Origin of the sequence: Rugamonas brunnea (genome assembly GCF_014042345.1) — a bacterium.
GTDB lineage: Bacteria > Pseudomonadota > Gammaproteobacteria > Burkholderiales > Burkholderiaceae_D > Rugamonas > Rugamonas brunnea.
The window spans coordinates 103,864-121,197 of the sequence record NZ_JACEZT010000004.1; the positions used below are offsets into that span (position 1 = coordinate 103,864).

The window sequence follows — 17,334 nt, forward strand, 5'->3', positions numbered from 1 at the left end:
GATAGGTCTTCTATAAGATATAATACCTGAAGTTCTTACAGAATCGTACCGCCACCCGGCGCACCTGCCGGGATCTTCCACGCATCCTTGTTACCAACAAGCCGCCTATGGCCGAGTCAGCTCACAACAAGAAAGAACTGCACGACGAGTTCTTTATCCTTGGCGTCACCAGCAATGGCAGACAGTTTCGTCCCAGCGACTGGGCCGAGCGTCTGTGCGGTGTCATGTCCTGTTTCCGTCCCGAGGGCACGGCAGGGCGCCATGCACACCTGCAGTTCTCCCCCTATGTTTGCCCGACCGTGATCAACGGCGTTAAGTCGGTGGTGGTCAACAACCGCCTGCGCGACCTGGAGCCGATGGCCTACCACTTCGTCGTTTCGTTCGCCAAGGACAACGACCTGCAAATCGTGGACGCCTGCCTCGTGCCCGAGCCCGAACCCAAGCAAGGTTAAGCCGCACCGCCCGCCACCGCTGCGCCACGCCCGGTCCTGCCTGGCGACGGCGCACGCTTGATTTGGCAGCCTCCCATTCGCTCCGGATCGCGCTACACTGGGATTTTGACGGAGGAGGGAGCGGCCATGCGTATCGGCGACATCTGTACCGTACAAACTGTGCATTGCAAGCGCGACGTCACCGTGCAGGACGCGGCGCTGTTGATGCGTAACCATCACGTGGGCGACCTGGTCGTGGTCGAGCAGCCGAACGGCGAGCGGGTGCCGGTGGGCATCCTCACCGATCGCGACATCGTGGTCTCCGTCATCGCGCTGGGCCTGGACCCGGCCAGCCTGCTGGTGGGCGACGTCATGAGCGGCGAGCTGATGACGGCCAACGAGGAAGACGACGTCTACGAAACCATCGACCGCATGCGTTTCAAGGGCATACGGCGGCTACCTGTCGTCAACAGCCTGGGCGGCCTGGCGGGCATCGTCTGTATCGACGACCTGATCGAATTCCTGGCCCAGGAAATGGGCGAATTGTCGCGCATCAGCGCCAGCCAGCTCGAACACGAGAAAAAGGCCCGGCACTAGGCCGCCAGCCTGCGGCCTGCCCGGCGCCGCCTCGTTCCCAGCGCTGATCCCGGCGCGGGGAGGGTGGCTTGCATCCTGCCGTCGACGATAGGCATATAACAATATTTTACGTTTTTGCACTGCCACGGCGGTTCGCTTGCGGTTATGCTGGCGCTTTCTGAATTTCCCTAGAGAATTTGCGATGACTCCAAATGCGAAGCGCGTGGCCGTCTGCGGCCTGATGGTGTGCAGCCTGTCTTTCCTGGCCCCGCAGGGCGCGTGGGCGCAAACGTTGCCGGCAGGCGTCACCAAGGGCCCGTCCGTGGAAGGCATCACGGAATACCACTTGCCCAATGGCCTCAAGGTGCTGCTGTTCCCGGACGCATCCAAGCCCACGGTGACGGTCAACGTCACCTACCTGGTCGGCTCGCGCCACGAGAACTACGGCGAGACGGGCATGGCCCACCTGCTTGAACACATGATGTTCAAGGGCTCGCCCAAGAACCGCAGCATCCCCAAGGAATTCAACGAGCGCGGCATGGAGTTCAACGGCACCACCTCGTTCGACCGCACCAACTACTATGAAGTGTTCCAGGCCGGTAACGACAACCTGAAGTGGGCGCTGGACATGGAGGCGGACCGCATGGTCCATTCCTTCATCGCGCGCAAGGACCTCGATTCCGAGATGACGGTGGTGCGCAACGAATACGAGTCGGGCGAGAACCAGCCGTTCTCCGTGCTGCTCAAGCGCATGCAGAGCATCGCCTACGACTGGCACAGCTATGGCCGCTCCACCATCGGCAACCGCAGCGACATCGAGAACGTGCGCATCGAGAACCTGCAAGCGTTCTACCGCACCTACTACCAGCCCGACAACGCCGTGCTGCTGGTGGCCGGCAAGTTCGACCCCAGCCAGACGCTGGCCTGGATCAGCAAATCGTTCGGCGCCATCCCCAAGCCCAAGCGCAAGCTGCCGCCGTTCTGGACTGTGGAACCGACCCAGGATGGCGAGCGCTGCTTCACCGTGCGGCGCAAGGGCGACATGCAGATCGTCGCGCTCGGCTACAAGATCCCGTCCGCGTTGCAGGCCGACGCCGACCCGCTGTCGTTCATGTCCGAGATCCTGGGCGACACGCCGACCGGCCGCCTGCACAAGGCGCTGGTGGAGACCGGCATGGCGGCCGAAGTGTTCAGCTTCGGCCAGACCGGTTACGCGCCGGGGCTGGAAGTCATCGGCGCCGTGGTCAAGGTCGGCCAGCCGGTGGAACCGGTGCGCGATGCGCTGATTGCCGCCGTGGAGAACTTCGCCAAGACGCCGCCCACGGCCGAGGAGATGGAGCGCACGCGCCGCAACTTCGCCAACGGCATCGAGAAAGCCTTGAACGATCCGCAGAAAGTGGGCGTGACCCTGTCCGAGGAAATCGCGCTGGGCGACTGGCGCCTGCTGTTCGAAGGCCGCGACAAGCTGGATCACATCACCCCCGAGCAGGTGAGCGCGGCGGCCGCCCGCTACCTGCGGCGTGACAACCGCACCCTGGGCCAGTTCCTGCCCGACGATGCGCCGCAGCGGGCCGAGATCCCGCCCGCGCCGACCGTGCAGGAAGTGATGAAGGACTTCAAGGGCAAGGTCGCCACGCTCAGTTCGGAAGCGTTCGACCCCAGCCAGGCCAACATCGACGCCCGCACCCAGATCCAGACCATCGGTGGCCTGAAGGTGGCCATGCTGCCCAAGAAGAACCGGGGCGAGGCCGTGTCCGTGGACCTGCACCTGCACTGGGGCGACGAGCACAACCTGTTCGGCAAGAGCACCATCATGGCGGCGGCCAGCGACATGCTGATGCGCGGCACCAGCAAGTACAGCCGCACGGAACTGGCCGACGCGTTCGCCAAGCTGAAGATTTCGGGCAGCTTGTACCACTTCGACACCACCGGCCCTAACCTGGACCAGGCGTTGCGCCTGGTGAGCCACGTGCTCAAGGAGGCCAGCTTCCCGGCCGCCGAATTCGAGCAGATGCGCCAGCAGTGGATCGTCAGCATCGAATCGTCGCGCAACGAGCCGCAATCGCTGGCGCACCAGGCCATGTCCGAGTACTACAACCACTATCCGAAAGGCGACCCGCGCGCGGTGAAGACGGTGGATGAACAGCTGGCCGAGATCCGCGCCCTCAAGCTGGAGGACGTGGTGGCCTTCCACCGCCAGTACTACGGCGCCTCGCATGGCGAGCTGTCCATTGTCGGCGACTTCGATCCGGCCGCCACCAGCAAGACCATCGCCGACAGCTTCAATGGCTGGGACAGCCAGGTGGCCTATGCGCGCATCACCAACACCAACGCCGACAAGCCGGCCCTGCACCAGCACATCAACACGCCGGACAAGGAGAACGGTTATTACGAGGCGCGCCTGAACCTGGACCTGAACGTCAACGATCCCGATTATCCGGCGCTGGAAGTGGCCACCTACATCTTCGGCGGCGGCAGTCTGAAGTCGCGGCTGATGGACCGTATCCGCCAGAAGGACGGCCTGTCCTACGGCGGCGGGGCCGACATCGGCGCCGGCGAGATCGACCGCGCCGGCGGCTTCGGCATGGGCGCCATCGCCGCGCCGCAGAATCTGGGCAAGCTGGAAGCGGCCATCCGCGAGGAACTGGACCGCGCGCTCAAGGATGGCTTCACGGCGGCCGAACTGGCGGGCGCCAAGTCCGGCCTGCTGCAGCAGCGCTTGCAGAACCGCTCCAAGGATGAGGTGCTGGCGGCCGGCTGGTCGCGCAACCTGTTCCTGGGCCGCAGCTACGCGTGGAGCAAGGCGTTCGAGGACAAGGTGAAGGCGCTCACCGTCGAGCAGGTCAACGCCGCGTTCCGCAAGTTCATCACGCCGGCCAAGCTGAGCGTGGTGACGGCGGGCGACGACGCCAAGGCCGGCGCCGCCAAGCCGCAGTAAGACCACCCCCGGGGTCGGAGCCAACATTCATACAACAGCTCGTGTATGGATGTTGGATCCGACCCCGGTTCTCTTTGGAATCAGGCCGTGTTGAGTTCGGCCACGAAGTCGTACATGTCGCCGCGGAAGATGGAGCGGCAGAATTCCACGGCGCGGCCATCGCGCAAGAAGCCCAGGCGTTCCACGGCCAGGCCGGCGTCGCCGGGCTTGGCTTGCAACAGCTCGGCCTGCTCGGCGCTCAGCAACAGCGCGCTCAAGCGCTGCAACGCCCGCACGGGCCGGTTGCCGGCCTGTTCCAGCGCCTCGTACATCGACACCTGCACCGCTTCCAGCGAGGGCAGGGCGGTCGCCACGATGGTCGCGTACTCCAGGCACATCGGTATCTCGTCCGCATAACGGATGCGGTGGAAGCGGTACACGGGCGCGCCCGGACTGAGCCGCAACCGCAGCGCTTCTTCCGGCGTCACCGTCCCTTCCGACCGCTTGAGCCACACGCTGCGCGGCGTGCGGCCGCGCGCCCGCATGTCCTCCGAGAACGAGGTCAGCTTGGCGAAGTTCTTTTCGATGCGGGTGTTGATGAAGTTGCCCGAGCCGGGCCGGCGCACCAGCAGCCCTTCCTCCACCAGGCCGTCGATGGCCTTGCGCACCGTGATGCGCGAGATGGACAGGTCGGCCGCCAGCTGGCGTTCGGCCGGCAGCGCCTCGTCCGGCCCGAACACGCGCTTGTCGATGGCTTCGCGCAAGGCGCGCTGCAGTTGCTGGTACAGGGGCAGGCTGCTGTTCTGCCCCTGATGATGCATGAGCTGGACTAGCGTGGTCATACGGTCGGATCTCCCATGGCGCGGCCTGGCGGGGCGGTGTGTGGTCCGATCATACCAAAAAGGCTGGGCCGTTGGTATTGTCGTGGTATCAGGCCACTCCCCTGTGCTCCCCCTCTGGTAATTGCAAAAATAAACACGAAGTGGTCTGTGTGTCATGCACAACAGACAAAAAAAATCGCGAAACTGGTAGTGTTCTGGTATTGGATTGCGGTATATTGGCGTTCAATTGGTTTTGTAAGTGGTTGTAAAGAGGAACCTGCTGACGATCGCGGCGACGATCGCTGCAGGGGCCGAACGATCAGAACGCTAACAGGCTTGGGTAGCCAGGCCGCAATCAAGGGGGACTACATGAAAAACAATACCGCAACGACGCACCGGATACTGAAACAAGGCTCCAGCCATCTGACGCCGATCGCGTCGGCCGTGGCCCTGCTGGCCATGGGCCTGGCCATGCCGGCTTACGCGCAGGACGCCAAACCGGAAGGCGAAGTGGTGGTGGTGACGGGTATCCGCGCCTCGCTGCAGCAGTCGCTGAACCAGAAGAAGAACGCGGAATCGCTGGTGGAAGTGATCACGGCCGAAGACATCGGCAAGATGCCGGACAAGAACGTGGCCGACTCGCTGTCGCGCGTGGCTGGCGTGACCACCACCAGCGCCGGTTCGGCCGAAGGTTCCTTCGGCGAGAATGAGCACGTGCAGCTGCGCGGCATGCTGTCGCAGATGACGCTGACCACCCTCAACGGCCACACCGTCTCCAGCGGCGACTGGTATGGTCCCAACATCGCCAACGGCGGCCGCAGCGTGTCCTACACTCTGCTGCCATCGGACCTGGTGGGCCGCATCGTGGTGCACAAGTCCTCGCAGGCCGACCTGCTCGAAGGCGGCGCGGCCGGCACGGTCGATATCCAGACCCGCAAGCCGCTGGAATTCCGCGACAAGCTGACCACCTCCGCCTCCGTGGAAGCGGCTTATTCGACGGCTGCCAAGTCCACCGATCCCGCCGTCACGGCACTGATCAACTGGAAGAGCGACGACAACAAGTTCGGCATCCTGGGCCAGGTGTTCTCGCAGACGCGCAAGCTGCAGCGCGCCGGTTCCGAAGGCGTGTGGTGGGACAAGACGGGCGCCAACTACCCCGATCCGGCGCTGGCCAACAAGAACATCAGCCTGTTGAGCGGCGCCGTGCTGTTCCAGCAGGAGCGCAAGCGCCAGGGCGGCTACCTCGAAGCGCAGTGGAAACCGGCCTCCAACGTGACGCTGGACCTGTCGGGCTTCCTGTCGACCGTCGACGCGAAGAACTACAACACCAACTACATGGCCGACACCATCAACGCCGTCAACGGCCCGGGCTGGAACGGCAACGCCGTCAAGCCCACCCAGCCGGCCACCGTGGTGGGCAACACCATCACCTCCGTGTTCTACGGTAAGGACGCCTTCGGCGCCAATTCGGCCGGCGCCTGGTCGGTGGTGGAAGACGTGGCGGCCCGTCCGGACGCCAAGACCGATTCCAAGTTCCTCAACTTCGACGGCAAATGGGTGGTCAACAAGGACCTGACCCTGAACGGCAAACTCGGTCACACCAGCGGCAGTGGCAAGACCACGGACGTGGGCTTCGAGGTGCTGAGCGCATGGAACCAGGGCGCCGGCTACACGCTCACGCCGGACGGTATCTTCGTGCTCAACGTGCCGGGCGGCGACAAGTTCGTGCGCGCCGGCGGCGGTATCGGCGGCTGGGGTGGTTATAGCTCCTCGTCCGACAAGGAAAACTACGGCCAGGTGGACGGCGAATACAAGCTGGCCTTTGACGCGGTGCCGTCGATCCAGTTCGGCGTGCGCATGGCCAAGCACGAGCGCGACCTGACCAAGCTGAACATGGTGCTGGGCGCCGGCGCCACCGACGACACCCAGATTCCCGACAGCGCCATCGGCAATTACGGCAACAACTGGTATGGCAACCTGCCCGTCAATCCGACCCCGGGCTTCAACCCGTTCAAGATCAGCAATGACTACGTCGCCTCGTGGGTCGCCAAGTACGCCACCTTCAACACCCACGCCACGCAGCAGGAATTCAACATCAAGGAAGACGCGACGGCCGCCTATGTGATGGCCAACCTGCAGCCGTCGGAAGCCATCAGCGGCAACGTGGGCGTGCGCTTCGTGCGGACCAAGATGGACATCCACGCCTTCCTGCCCGGTGGTAAGCCAGAGTACGAGCAGAGCTTCAACGACGTGCTGCCCAGCCTGAACCTGCGTGCCGACCTGGCGCAGAACCTGGTGGGCCGCTTCGCCCTGAACCGTGGCATGTCCCGTCCCGACTTCGGCCAGCTTGCCGGCAACGACTTGCGCGACACGGAGCACAACGGCGTGGGCAGCAACCCTTACCTGAAGCCCATCCGCAGCAACAACATCGACTTCAGCGCCGAGTGGTACTTCGCGCCCAAGGCCTTGCTGTCGGCCGGCATCTTCGCCAGCAAGCTTGATGGCGTGATCGCCTACGGCCACAGCATCTTGCCGTATGCCGACGCTTCCCACGGCGGCGCGATCGCCAACTACGACATCTCCTCGCCGGTCAACACGGACGGCAAGCTGAAAGGCATGGACCTGGCGTATGAGCAGAACATCTGGGGTGGCATCGGCGTGAACGCCAACTACACCTACGCCGATGGCGAACAGACCGGCAAGCTGGCCGAGGGCACTTGCAACGGCAAGGCTGGTGAGGATTGCACGCTGTATGGCACGTCGAAGAACTCCTACAACGTCGGCGCCTTCTACGAGGACGACCGCTTCAGCGCCCGTATCGGCTACAGCCACCGTTCCACCTACAAGCTGGGTAACCGTGGCGGCGCGGACTACTTCCAGAGCGCCAACGGCTCGCTGAACATCGCGCTCAACTACACGCTCAACAAGTCGGTCATGTTCACGCTGGAAGCGCAGAACCTGAACGATCCGCTGCTGACCGTGTACAAGACCGATACCACGCAGATCGCCGGCGTGTACAAGAACGGCAAGACCGTGTACGGTGGTGTGCGCATCAAGTACTGATCCGTAGCCTGACTGGCCGGGCCGACCCGCCTGGCCTTAGCGGCACCGGGCCCGCCGCCGCGCAAGCACAACTTGCCGGCGGCGGGCCCTTTCACATCATGCACATCATGCACATCAACGCCTTACGTTCCCCATTCTCCACCATGGCACATGACAAACACCGGACCGCAGCCATCGCGGCGGCGGCATTGCTGGCGGCGGGCGCGCCGTGGGCGCAGGCTGCGCCGCCCTTTATCTACAGCCCCTACAAGCACCTGGCCATGTGGAACGACCCGGCCACCAACGTCATCACGGCCGCGCCGGACGGCGTGCGCACGCCCTACATTAATGGCGACGGCAGCCCGTTCGGCCGGCAGGCGCTGACCTGGGCCTTCGCCAGCGGCGAATGCGGCGACGAGCAGTGGGGCACGCAGCGCGGCCAGGACGTGGCCGACGCCAACGTGGCCGCGTTCGACCGGGCCGGCATCCGCTACCTGATTTCCACCGGCGGCCAGGGCGCTGTGTTCACCTGCGCCAGTGCCGAGGGCATGGAGCGTTTCGTCGCCCGCTATGATTCGCCGCACCTGGCCGGCATCGACTTCGATATCGAAGCTGGCCAGAGCGCGCAGCAGATTGCGTCGCTGCTGGCCGCCGCCGCCAGCGTGCAGGCGCACCGCCCGGCGCTGCGTTTCAGCCTGACCGTGCCCACCCATGCCGCCTCGGACGGCAGCCTGCGTAGCCTGAACGAAACCGGCGTGGCCGTGCTGGCGGCGGCGCAGCGCAGCGGCTTGCGCGACTATGCGCTGAACCTGATGGTGATGGATTACGGACCCGCGCACCCCAACGCCTGCGTGGTGCGGGCGCGGCGCTGCCAGATGGGATTGTCGGCCATCCAGGCCGCGCGCAATGTGCATCGCAAGTACGGCGTGCCGTACGAGCAGATCGAGCTGACGGCCATGATAGGCGTGAACGACGTGCGGGAAAATGTGTTCACCGTGGCCGATGCGCGCACGGTGGCGCAGGCCGCGCGGCGCATGAAGCTGGCCGGCCTGCATTTCTGGTCGCTGGACCGCGATACGCCGTGTCCCGTGCCCACCATCGGCGCGCAGGCGACTTGCAGCAGCATGCCGGGCACGCCGGGCGGAGCCTATGGGCGGGCGTTCACGACGGGGTTAGGATCTGGCGACGGCGCCACAGCGTCGTCAGGCCAGCCATAAGCAGCAGGACGCCAAGCCAGGCCGCATACACCACCGGCAGCGAGGGCGTGTACCCCGGCGGCAGCGTGTAGCGGATCGGCGTACCCTGCGGCAGGGCGCCGAAGCGCAACAGGAAGTACAGCCCCGCCAGCGCGTGGACCAGCGCGATGTGCACCACATAGAAGAACAGCGGCGCGCCGCCGAACAGCAGCAGCACCGGCACCGGGCGCACGCGTTCGAACACGGCCAGCAGGGGCAGGGCAATGCCCAGCGTGACGCAAAGGTAGAGCAGCGACGGTGGATATTTGTGCACGCGCAGGAAGGAGATCAGGTCCCAGATCCAGCCCCGCCCCTGCGGCGACCACGGATCGGGATCGCCGTAGAAATTCCCGCTGCGCAGAACGGCGAAGGCCAGCAGCAGCACCCCGCCGGCCAGCCACAGGAAGCGCTGGCGGCGCGTCGCCTCCCAGCGGAACACGGGGCCCAGCGCGTAGCCGGCCGCAATCAGCCCGAGCCAGGGCATCAACGGATAGATGAAGACGATGCCGAAGTTCGCCCCCAACGGCAGAAAGCCGCCCTGGTGCCACGCCAGCCACAGGGGATGGCTGGACTGGATGGCGTCGAGCAGGTTGTGGGGCAGGATCAGCAGCGCCGCGACGGCGGCGATCACCGCCTGCGGCAGCCACACCAGCGCGGACAGGAACAGCATGCCCATGCCCAGCGCCCAGATCACTTGCAGGATCAGGACGCCGTAGCCGAACTGCCAGCTGAAACTGATCCATGTCGCTTCCAGCACCAGCAGCAGCAAGCCGCGTGTGGCCAGGTAGCGCGACAGGGCCGCCGTGCCCGTGCGATCGCCGCGCAGCCACGCGGAACTGCCGGCCAGCAGCACGAAGGTGGTGGCGCACAGGTGGGTGATCCAGCGCGTGGCGAACCAGGCCGGCGTGGTCTGGTCCAGTTGTTCCGGGCTCCAGTTGGCGGGGCCGAAAAAATCGCGCACATGGTCCAGCGCCATCACGGCGATCACCAGCCCGCGCAGCATGTCGATACTGGCCAGCCTTGCAGTCTTGACCATGTCCGCCTCCCGTTGTCCAGGATGCCCATTGTGCTGGCGGATTATCAGGAAAGCAAGGGCGAAAAAAAAGCCAGACGGTGGCGCCGTCTGGCTTGCGTGCGGAGGCCGGCGCGCGGCCGGCATCCGTCTTATTTTTCCGCTGGCGCTGCCGGTGCCGACGGGTTCTTGGCCCACATGATCCAGTAGCGGGCCAGGTCGCCGCGGCCGTCGTTGCCGGTCACGGTTTGCAGCGTCTTGATGGCGTCATCCTTGCGGCCGGCCATCACGTAGGCGTAGCCCAGGCGCAGCTTGGCGTCTTCCGGATTTTTCAGCACGCCCTTGGCGATACCCTTGTTCATCAGTTCCAGGCCGTGGTCGAACTGGCCCATGGTCACGTAGGCGTAACCGAGGTTGACCAGGCCCACGCCATCCTTGGACTTGGCGGCCGAGGCTTCGCCGCTGCCGATGTTCTTGGCGTCGTCGGCCGCGCCCTTGACGGCCTGCTCATGCAGCTTCTTGCGCTTGGCGCCGTCCGGGCCGCTGCCCATCTGGCCGTTGGGGAAGCCCTTGTCCAGCGCGTTCTTCGCTTCCGTGTAGAAGCCGCCCAGCAGTGCCAGTTCGGCCAGGTCGGAATAGTCGTCCGCTTCCATGCGGCCCGGCACCACCAGCGCCTTCATGCGCAGCACATCCAGGTCCAGGCGCTGGTTGTAGTTAGGCTTGCCGCGCGTGCGGTTCAGCAGGTCGAACCAGTAGGCTTCGGTCGGGTAGTACTTGACCAGGTATTCCACGGCCTGCAGGTACAGGGCGTTGTCCTTGCTCTTGATGCCCACGTTGCCCAGCAGGGCCAGTTCGTCGGAGGTGGGCGCGGTGCCGGCCTGCTCGGCGGCCGCAACATCCTTCAGCACTTCAGTCTTGACAGTGGGGTAGTCGTTCTTGAAGAAGTAGGCGCGCAGCAGTTGCGGACGCACCTTGGTCGCGTTGCCCGTTTCGGTCTGGTAGCGGTTGAACCAGACGATGGCCTTGTCGAAGTCCTTGGACGTGTAGTAGATGTTGCCGACCGCTTCAATGAAGTTGGTCTTGTCCTTGGGCGCCAGGCGGCCCGAGTCGATCATCGCTTCCAGCGCTGGCAGCATCAGGGCGTTGTCCGAGGTGGCCGAACCGACCTGCACGCGCATCTGGTTCAGCACGAACGATTCGAACGGGGTCAGGTTGGGCATGGCCGCCGACTGGTCGATGCGGTTCTTCACTTCCGCGTAGTTTTTCGCCGCCATCAGGTCCTTGATCTGGGCCGGGTCGATCAGCTTGAAGATCTCGGGGCGCACCGTGTCCTTCGGCGCTTCCGGTGCCGCTGCGGCCTTCTCTTCGGCGTGGACGGCCGTCATGCCAAGCATGGCCGGCGCTGCGGTCAGGCCAAGGGCGGCCAGGATCAGGCTAATACGGGCGAAACGAAATTGGGACATGGTAAATCCTTCAATCAAAGACAAATGGAGGCGAGGCGGTTGGCGCCGCGCCGTCACGGTAAGGGGGGACAAGCCGCACATTCTGCCACTCATCGGCGGGCGGGAGAAGGGCGGTCCGGTCAAACCCGCGTATTGTTACATAAATTGACTAGCCGCCGCCAAATCATCCGTGCGCGCCGCGCCGTGCGCACCGCTGGCGGCGGGGCGCGGCAGGGCGCGGCCGTCGGCGCCGAACAGCAGGCAGCGCGCGGGCGGCAGCACAATGCGGGCGCGCGCGCCGGCAAGCGGAGGCGCCGCCTCGGCCGGCAGGCGCGCGGCGATCATTTCCGGCGCGCCGGCCAGCGTGGCGTAGACGATGGATTGGTCGCCCAGGTATTCGATATGGCCCACGGTCACGTCGGTGCCGTTGGCCTGCTTGCCGGCATGGTTCGCGCCGGGCGCGCACAGCGCCAGGTGCTCGGCGCGCACGCCCACAGTGACGGCGTCGTCCCGCTTGAGCGCAGCGCCATCGACGGCCACGTCGATGATGGCGCCGCCCGGCAGCAGCACGCTGGCATGGTCCGGCCCCGTCGCGAGGACCTGGGCCGGAATGAAGTTCATCTTCGGCGTGCCCAGGAAGCCGGCCACGAACAGGTTGCACGGCGCGTTGTACAGTTCATGCGGCGTGCCCACCTGTTCAATACGCCCGCCATGGAAGACGGCGATGCGCTGGCCCAGCGTCATCGCCTCCACCTGGTCGTGCGTCACGTAGATCATGGTGGTGCCCAGCTCGCGGTGCAGCCGGCTCAGCTCCACCCGCATCTGCACGCGCAGGCTGGCGTCCAGGTTGGACAGCGGTTCGTCGAACAGGAACAGTTCCGGCGTGCGCACGATGGCGCGGCCGATCGCCACCCGCTGGCGCTGGCCGCCCGACAGTTCCTTGGGCCGGCGCTGCAGCAGCGGGGCGATGCGCAGGATGTCGGCCGCACGCTCCACGGCGGCCCTGACCGTGGCCGCCGGCTGGCCCGCCAGCTTAAGCGCGAACGCCATGTTCTCGTACACCGTCATGTGCGGATACAGCGCATAGGACTGGAACACCATGGCCAGCTTGCGCTCGGCCGGCGGCACATCGTTGGCCACGCGCTCGCCGATCTTGAGCTGGCCGGCGCTGATCTCCTCCAGCCCCGCGATCATGCGCAACAGCGTGGACTTGCCGCAGCCGGACGGGCCGACGAACACCATGAATTCGCCATCGGCCACGTCCAGGTCCACGCCATGGATCACGGTTTGCGTGTCGTAGCGCTTGACGATGCCTTGCAGGCTGACGCTGGCCATGGCGTCAGCCCGCCGTGGCCGCGTGCGGGGCCACTTGCGCTTCGGGCTGGGGCCGCGCGCTCATGGGGATGAACTGCGACAGCACGGCCACCGGAATGGCGCTCAGCATCACCCACACGAAAAAGTGCTGGTAGCCGAGCGCGATCTGGATGTCGCCGCTGACCAGCTTGAACAGCACGAAGCCCAGCTGCATGATGCCGGTCGAGAAGGCGTAATGGGCGGTCTGGTATTTGCCCGGCGCGACCACCTGCATCATGTACAGGATCAGGCCCACAAAGCCGAAGCCGTAGCCGAACATCTCCGCGCTCAGCGCCGCGCCGATCACGGTCAGGTCGGTCGGCAGCCAGGTGGCCAGGCAGTAGAACGCCACGTTGGGCAGGTTCAGCGCCAGGATCAGCCACAGGATGGCGCGCCTGAGGCTGAGCCAGGACGTGAAGTAGCCGCCCGCGATGCTGCCGACGATGAAGGCCACCGTACCCACCGTGCCGTACACGGCGCCCACTTCGGCCGTGCTCAGACCGAGCCCGCCCAGGCTGCGCGCCTCGCGCAGGAACAGCGGGCCGATAGCCTGCACCTGCGCCTCGCCGGCGCGGAACAGGATGATGAACAGGATGGACACCCAGATGCCGGGCTTGCGGAAGTATTCGACGATGACCTGCCACAGCGTGCGCGCGATGGCGGCCGCGTTGGTGTTCTCGTCCGCCACGTTCTTCGCCTGCGGCAGCGCCCAGCTGTTGTACAGGGCCAGCGCCACCATGATGGCGGCCAGGATCGCGAAGCTGATGGTCCACGCGGGCACCACGCCCAGCGTCTTCTCGAAGTGGCCGGCCAGCAGCAGCAGCGCGCCCGTGGTGAAGAACTTGCCGGCGTTGAAGAAGGTGCCGGTCCAGCCGGCGTAAGCGGCCTGGCCCTTGTCGGACAGGCTGGTGATGTACAAGCCGTCGCACGCGATGTCGTGCGTGGCCGAGGCGATGGCCACCAGGGCCAGCATCGCCAGGCAGGCGGCGAACCAGAACGGCGCGTGCAGCGCCAGCGCCACGGCGCCCAGGCACAATCCACCGACCAGCTGGAAGCCCACCACCACCAGCTTCTTGCTGCTGGCCAGTTCCAGGAAGGGACTCCACAACGGTTTGAACACCCAGGCGAAGCCGATCAGCGCGGTCCAGTGATTGAGCTGGTCGTTGGGCACGCCCATGCTCTTGAACATCTGGTTGGCCACGATGGCCACGGCGAAGAACGGCAAGCCCTGCGCCAGGTACAGGCTGGGCACCCAAAGCTTGGGATTGCGCACGTGCGGTTTGGTATGTTCCATCGTTGTCTCTGCTTTTCTGATTTTCTCGTGGTGGCGTGGCGGCGTGCGGCTTTACTCGAAGCCGGGCACCGGCACGCGGCCCGTCGCTTCCAGTTCGCCGGCCAGCCAGGCGTTGACGGCTTCCAGCGCCGGCGCCGCGAAGCCGTAGGTCATCAGCGCGGGCGCGGCGATGTCGAGCGCCTGGTACGGGTTCCACAACGCCAGGTGCAGGTCGGGGCGCCAGCCGTCGCGCGCGCGCGGGCCGTAGCGCAGGCGCGAGGTCGAGGCCAGGATGGTGTAGCGGCCATCATGCGGCAGCGCGCTCCAGTCGAATGCTTCCGCGTCGTCGAAGGTGACCAGGTCCACGTCATACAGCTTGCGCAACGACGCGGCCACAGTGGCGGCTGGCACGCCCGCTTCGGACACGCCGTCGCTCACCACGTCCTGGCGCATCACGAGGCGCACCTTGGCGCCGGCGGGAGGGCGCTGCGGATTGCCGCGCGCGCTCAGGGCGCGGCGCCAGCCTTCGGCCATCACCACGCGGTCGGCCGCGTCTTCCAGATAGTCGCGCGGCTGGCACGGGTAGTTGCGCGCCAGCGCCGACAGGCGCGCCAGGCGGGTCTGCATGTCATCCATCGCCAGCTCGCCCGAGGCCAGCGCGTCGGCGATGGCGTTCAGGGTTTCCTCCTGCGTTTCCGGGGTGCCCAGCGCCATCACCATGTCGGCGCCGGCCGCCAGCGCCCGCACGGCGGCCTTGCCCACGCCATAGCGGCCGGCGATGGCGTGCATGTCCATGCCGTCCGTGATGATCACGCCCTGGTAGTTCCACTCCTCGCGCAGCAGCTGGTGCAGGATGCGGCGCGACATGGTGGCCGGATAATCGGGGTCGAGCGCGGGATAGACGATGTGCGCCGTCATCATGGCTGGCGCATGGCTGGCCGCCTGGCGGAACGGGGCGAATTCGAACTGCTCCAGCTCCGCCAGTGGCTTGTCCACGGTGGGCAGGTCGCGGTGCGAGTCGACGTGGGTGTCGCCGTGGCCGGGGAAGTGCTTGACGCAGCAGGCCACACCTTCGCTATGGCTGCCGGCCATCCAGGCCATGCCCAGTTCTGCCGCGCGCTGCGGCTCCGCGCCGAACGAGCGCTCTGCGATGACGGGGTTGTGCGGGTTGTTGTTTAGGTCCAGCACGGGCGCGAAGTTCCAGTTGAAGCCCAGCGCCTTCACGGCGCGCGCCACTGCGGCGCCGGTGCGCTCGGCCAGACTGGTGTCGTCGGCCGCGCCCAGCCCCATGGCGGCCGGCGGCGCCGGCACCCAGGTCGAGCGCACCACGGCGCCGCCTTCCTGGTCGATGGCGATCAATGATTCGGGTCCCATCAGCGCGCGCAGTTCGGCCGTCAGCGCGGCCAGTTGACGGGAGTCCGTCATATTGCCCCGGAACAGACAGACGGCGCGGATGCCGTTGGCCTGGATGAAACGGGCCGTGGCGGCATCGAGCACGGGGCCGGGGAAGCGGATCATGATCAGCTGTCCGGCGATTTTTCTCAGTTCGTTCAAGGTCATAGTCATTTCACTGCTCCGTCCATGCCGCGCATGAAGAATCGTTGGGTAAAGAGGAAGGCTGCCAGCGTGGGCAGGATGGTCAGCACGGTCCCGGCCGCGATCACGCGGGTGCTGCTGCCGAAGGTGCCGCGCAAATACAGCACGCCTACCGACAGGGGGAAATCGTCCGGCTTGCTCATCACGATCGAGGGCCAGATGTATTCGTTCCAGGATTCCACCGCTGTCAGGATGCCCACCGTGGCCAGCCATGGGGCGATCAGCGGCAGCATGATCCTGCTGAAGATGGTCCACTCGGAAGCGCCGTCCACGCGCGCCGCGTCGATCAGGTCCTGCGGCACTTCCTCGAACGCCTGCTTGAGCAGCAGGATGGCGACGGCCGTCACCACGTTGGGCAGGATCACGCCGGTGTAGGTGTCGACCAGGCTCAGTTTCGTCACGGTGATGAAGTTGACGAGGAAGTTCACTTCCGACGGCAGCACCAGCGTGGCCAGGATCAGCGCGAACACGAGCTGGCGGCCACGGAAGCGCATGCGCGCCAGCGGGTAGGCCGCCATCGAGCACAGGGTCAGCTTCCAGAACACGGTGCAGGCGGCGATGAAGACCGAGTTGCGGAAGAAGGCCAGCATGGGAATCGCGCGGAACGCTTCGGCGAAGTTGGCCAGCGATGGCGCGCGCGGCCAGAACGTGGGCGGGAACGCGAAGATATTGCCCTCGGTGGACAGGGCCGTCACCAGCGTCCACCAGAACGGGAACACGCACAGCAGGGCCAGCGCGCACAGCACGGCGTAGTGGAGCAGGGTACGCGCTCTCATTGCTGGCCCCGGGGCTTGATGTAGCGCAGGCACAGCACGGCGATGGCCACGCAGAACAGCGAGACGACGAAGCTGGCGGCCAGCGCGCGCGGCAGCTTGAGGTGCTTGAGGCCCTGGTCGTAGGCGTAGTACAAGCCGGTGAAGGTGGAGTTCATGGGGCCGCCCTGGGTCAGCACGTCCACCTCCTGGTAAGCCTTGAGCGCGGCCAGCACGGACAGGATGGTGCACACCATGATGGTGGGCCGCAGCATGGGCACGGTGATTTTCCAGAAGCGCTGCCAGCGCGTGGCGCCGTCGAGGATGGCCGCTTCCTGCATGTCGGCCGGGACGGCTTGCAGCGCGGCCAGGTACATCACCATGTACCAGCCCAGCCCGCGCCACAGCGTGACGAACATGATGGAGAACAGGGCCAGCGTGTCGTTCGACAGCCAGCCGACAGGCGCGCCCACCACGTGCATGGCCAGCAGCACGTAGTTGAGCGCACCCTGTTCGTGGAACATGAAGCCCCACATGATGCCGACCACGGACACCGTCGTCACCACCGGCACGTAGAACGCGGCGCGGAACAGGCGGATGCCGGGCAGGCGGTTGTTGACCAGCACGGCCAGCCCCAGCGCGCCCACCTGCACGCAGGGCACGATGAGCAGGAAGGCCAGCGAGTTTTTCAGGCCGGTGACGAACATCTCGTTCTCGAAGATGGCGCGGAAGTTGTCGAGACCGACCCAGTGGGTGGGGCGGATCAGGCTGTAGTCGGTGAACGCCAGCCAGGAGCCGAAGGCCACGGGCCAGAATGAAAACACGGCCAGCAGCGCCAGCGCGGGCGCGAGGAACAGCCAAGGGAGGAGGGCGCGGCGCGTCAT

13 protein-coding genes are annotated in these 17,334 nt (G+C 65.8%); 5 read left to right on the forward strand and 8 right to left on the reverse strand.

What is annotated here, in order from left to right; genetic code table 11:
* Positions 1-107: 107 nt before the first annotated feature.
* The 3 genes from H3H37_RS07940 (at position 108) to H3H37_RS07950 (ending at position 3,945) form a co-directional block, all read left to right on the forward strand.
* A complete protein-coding gene (locus tag H3H37_RS07940) occupies positions 108-452 on the forward strand; it encodes a DUF3579 domain-containing protein (protein ID WP_182161189.1) in 345 nt (114 codons plus the stop codon).
* Between the two features lie 126 nt (positions 453-578).
* On the forward strand, positions 579-1,028 hold the full coding sequence (locus H3H37_RS07945) for a CBS domain-containing protein (RefSeq protein WP_182161191.1): 450 nt from the start codon (positions 579-581) through the stop codon (positions 1,026-1,028).
* A 181-nt stretch (positions 1,029-1,209) separates the two neighbouring features.
* The gene (locus tag H3H37_RS07950; RefSeq protein ID WP_182161193.1) at positions 1,210-3,945 is read left to right on the forward strand and encodes a M16 family metallopeptidase; all 2,736 of its coding nucleotides are present in this window, start codon (positions 1,210-1,212) and stop codon (positions 3,943-3,945) included.
* An 80-nt stretch (positions 3,946-4,025) separates the two neighbouring features.
* On the opposite strand, the gene H3H37_RS07955 is transcribed toward H3H37_RS07950, so the two are convergent.
* Positions 4,026-4,766: a GntR family transcriptional regulator gene (locus H3H37_RS07955; protein ID WP_182161195.1), complete on the reverse strand. Its 741-nt coding sequence runs from the start codon at positions 4,764-4,766 to the stop codon at positions 4,026-4,028.
* Between the two features lie 348 nt (positions 4,767-5,114).
* On the opposite strand from H3H37_RS07955, the gene H3H37_RS07960 reads away from it, so the two are divergent.
* Entirely contained in the window at positions 5,115-7,808 is a 2,694-nt protein-coding gene (locus H3H37_RS07960; RefSeq protein WP_182161197.1) for a TonB-dependent receptor, read from the forward strand.
* Between the two features lie 143 nt (positions 7,809-7,951).
* Positions 7,952-9,004: a glycoside hydrolase family 18 protein gene (locus tag H3H37_RS07965; protein ID WP_182161199.1), complete on the forward strand. Its 1,053-nt coding sequence runs from the start codon at positions 7,952-7,954 to the stop codon at positions 9,002-9,004.
* Here the strand turns inward: H3H37_RS07965 and H3H37_RS07970 are convergent.
* The 7 genes from H3H37_RS07970 to H3H37_RS08000 all read right to left on the reverse strand — a co-directional run bounded on the left by H3H37_RS07970 (position 8,949) and on the right by H3H37_RS08000 (position 17,334).
* A complete protein-coding gene (locus H3H37_RS07970; protein ID WP_182161201.1) occupies positions 8,949-10,058 on the reverse strand; it encodes an acetyltransferase domain-containing protein in 1,110 nt (369 codons plus the stop codon). The two genes, H3H37_RS07965 and H3H37_RS07970, sit on opposite strands and share 56 nt — an antisense overlap.
* A 128-nt stretch (positions 10,059-10,186) precedes the next feature.
* Positions 10,187-11,497: a tetratricopeptide repeat protein gene (locus H3H37_RS07975; RefSeq protein ID WP_182161203.1), complete on the reverse strand. Its 1,311-nt coding sequence runs from the start codon at positions 11,495-11,497 to the stop codon at positions 10,187-10,189.
* Positions 11,498-11,632: 135 nt separating this feature from the next.
* A complete protein-coding gene (locus H3H37_RS07980) occupies positions 11,633-12,811 on the reverse strand; it encodes an ABC transporter ATP-binding protein (protein WP_182161205.1) in 1,179 nt (392 codons plus the stop codon).
* Positions 12,812-12,815: 4 nt separating this feature from the next.
* Positions 12,816-14,123, reverse strand: a complete 1,308-nt coding sequence (locus H3H37_RS07985; RefSeq protein WP_182161207.1) for an MFS transporter — start codon at positions 14,121-14,123, stop codon at positions 12,816-12,818.
* Between the two features lie 51 nt (positions 14,124-14,174).
* Positions 14,175-15,668 carry a beta-N-acetylhexosaminidase gene (nagZ, locus tag H3H37_RS07990; protein WP_182161209.1) on the reverse strand — a complete coding sequence of 498 codons (1,494 nt, stop codon included), beginning with the start codon at positions 15,666-15,668 and terminating at the stop codon, positions 14,175-14,177.
* Entirely contained in the window at positions 15,665-16,474 is an 810-nt protein-coding gene (locus tag H3H37_RS07995) for a carbohydrate ABC transporter permease (RefSeq protein ID WP_182161211.1), read from the reverse strand. The genes nagZ and H3H37_RS07995 overlap by 4 nt, the downstream gene beginning before the upstream one ends.
* Entirely contained in the window at positions 16,471-17,334 is an 864-nt protein-coding gene (locus H3H37_RS08000) for a carbohydrate ABC transporter permease (RefSeq protein WP_182161213.1), read from the reverse strand. Before H3H37_RS08000 ends, H3H37_RS07995 begins: the two co-directional genes overlap by 4 nt.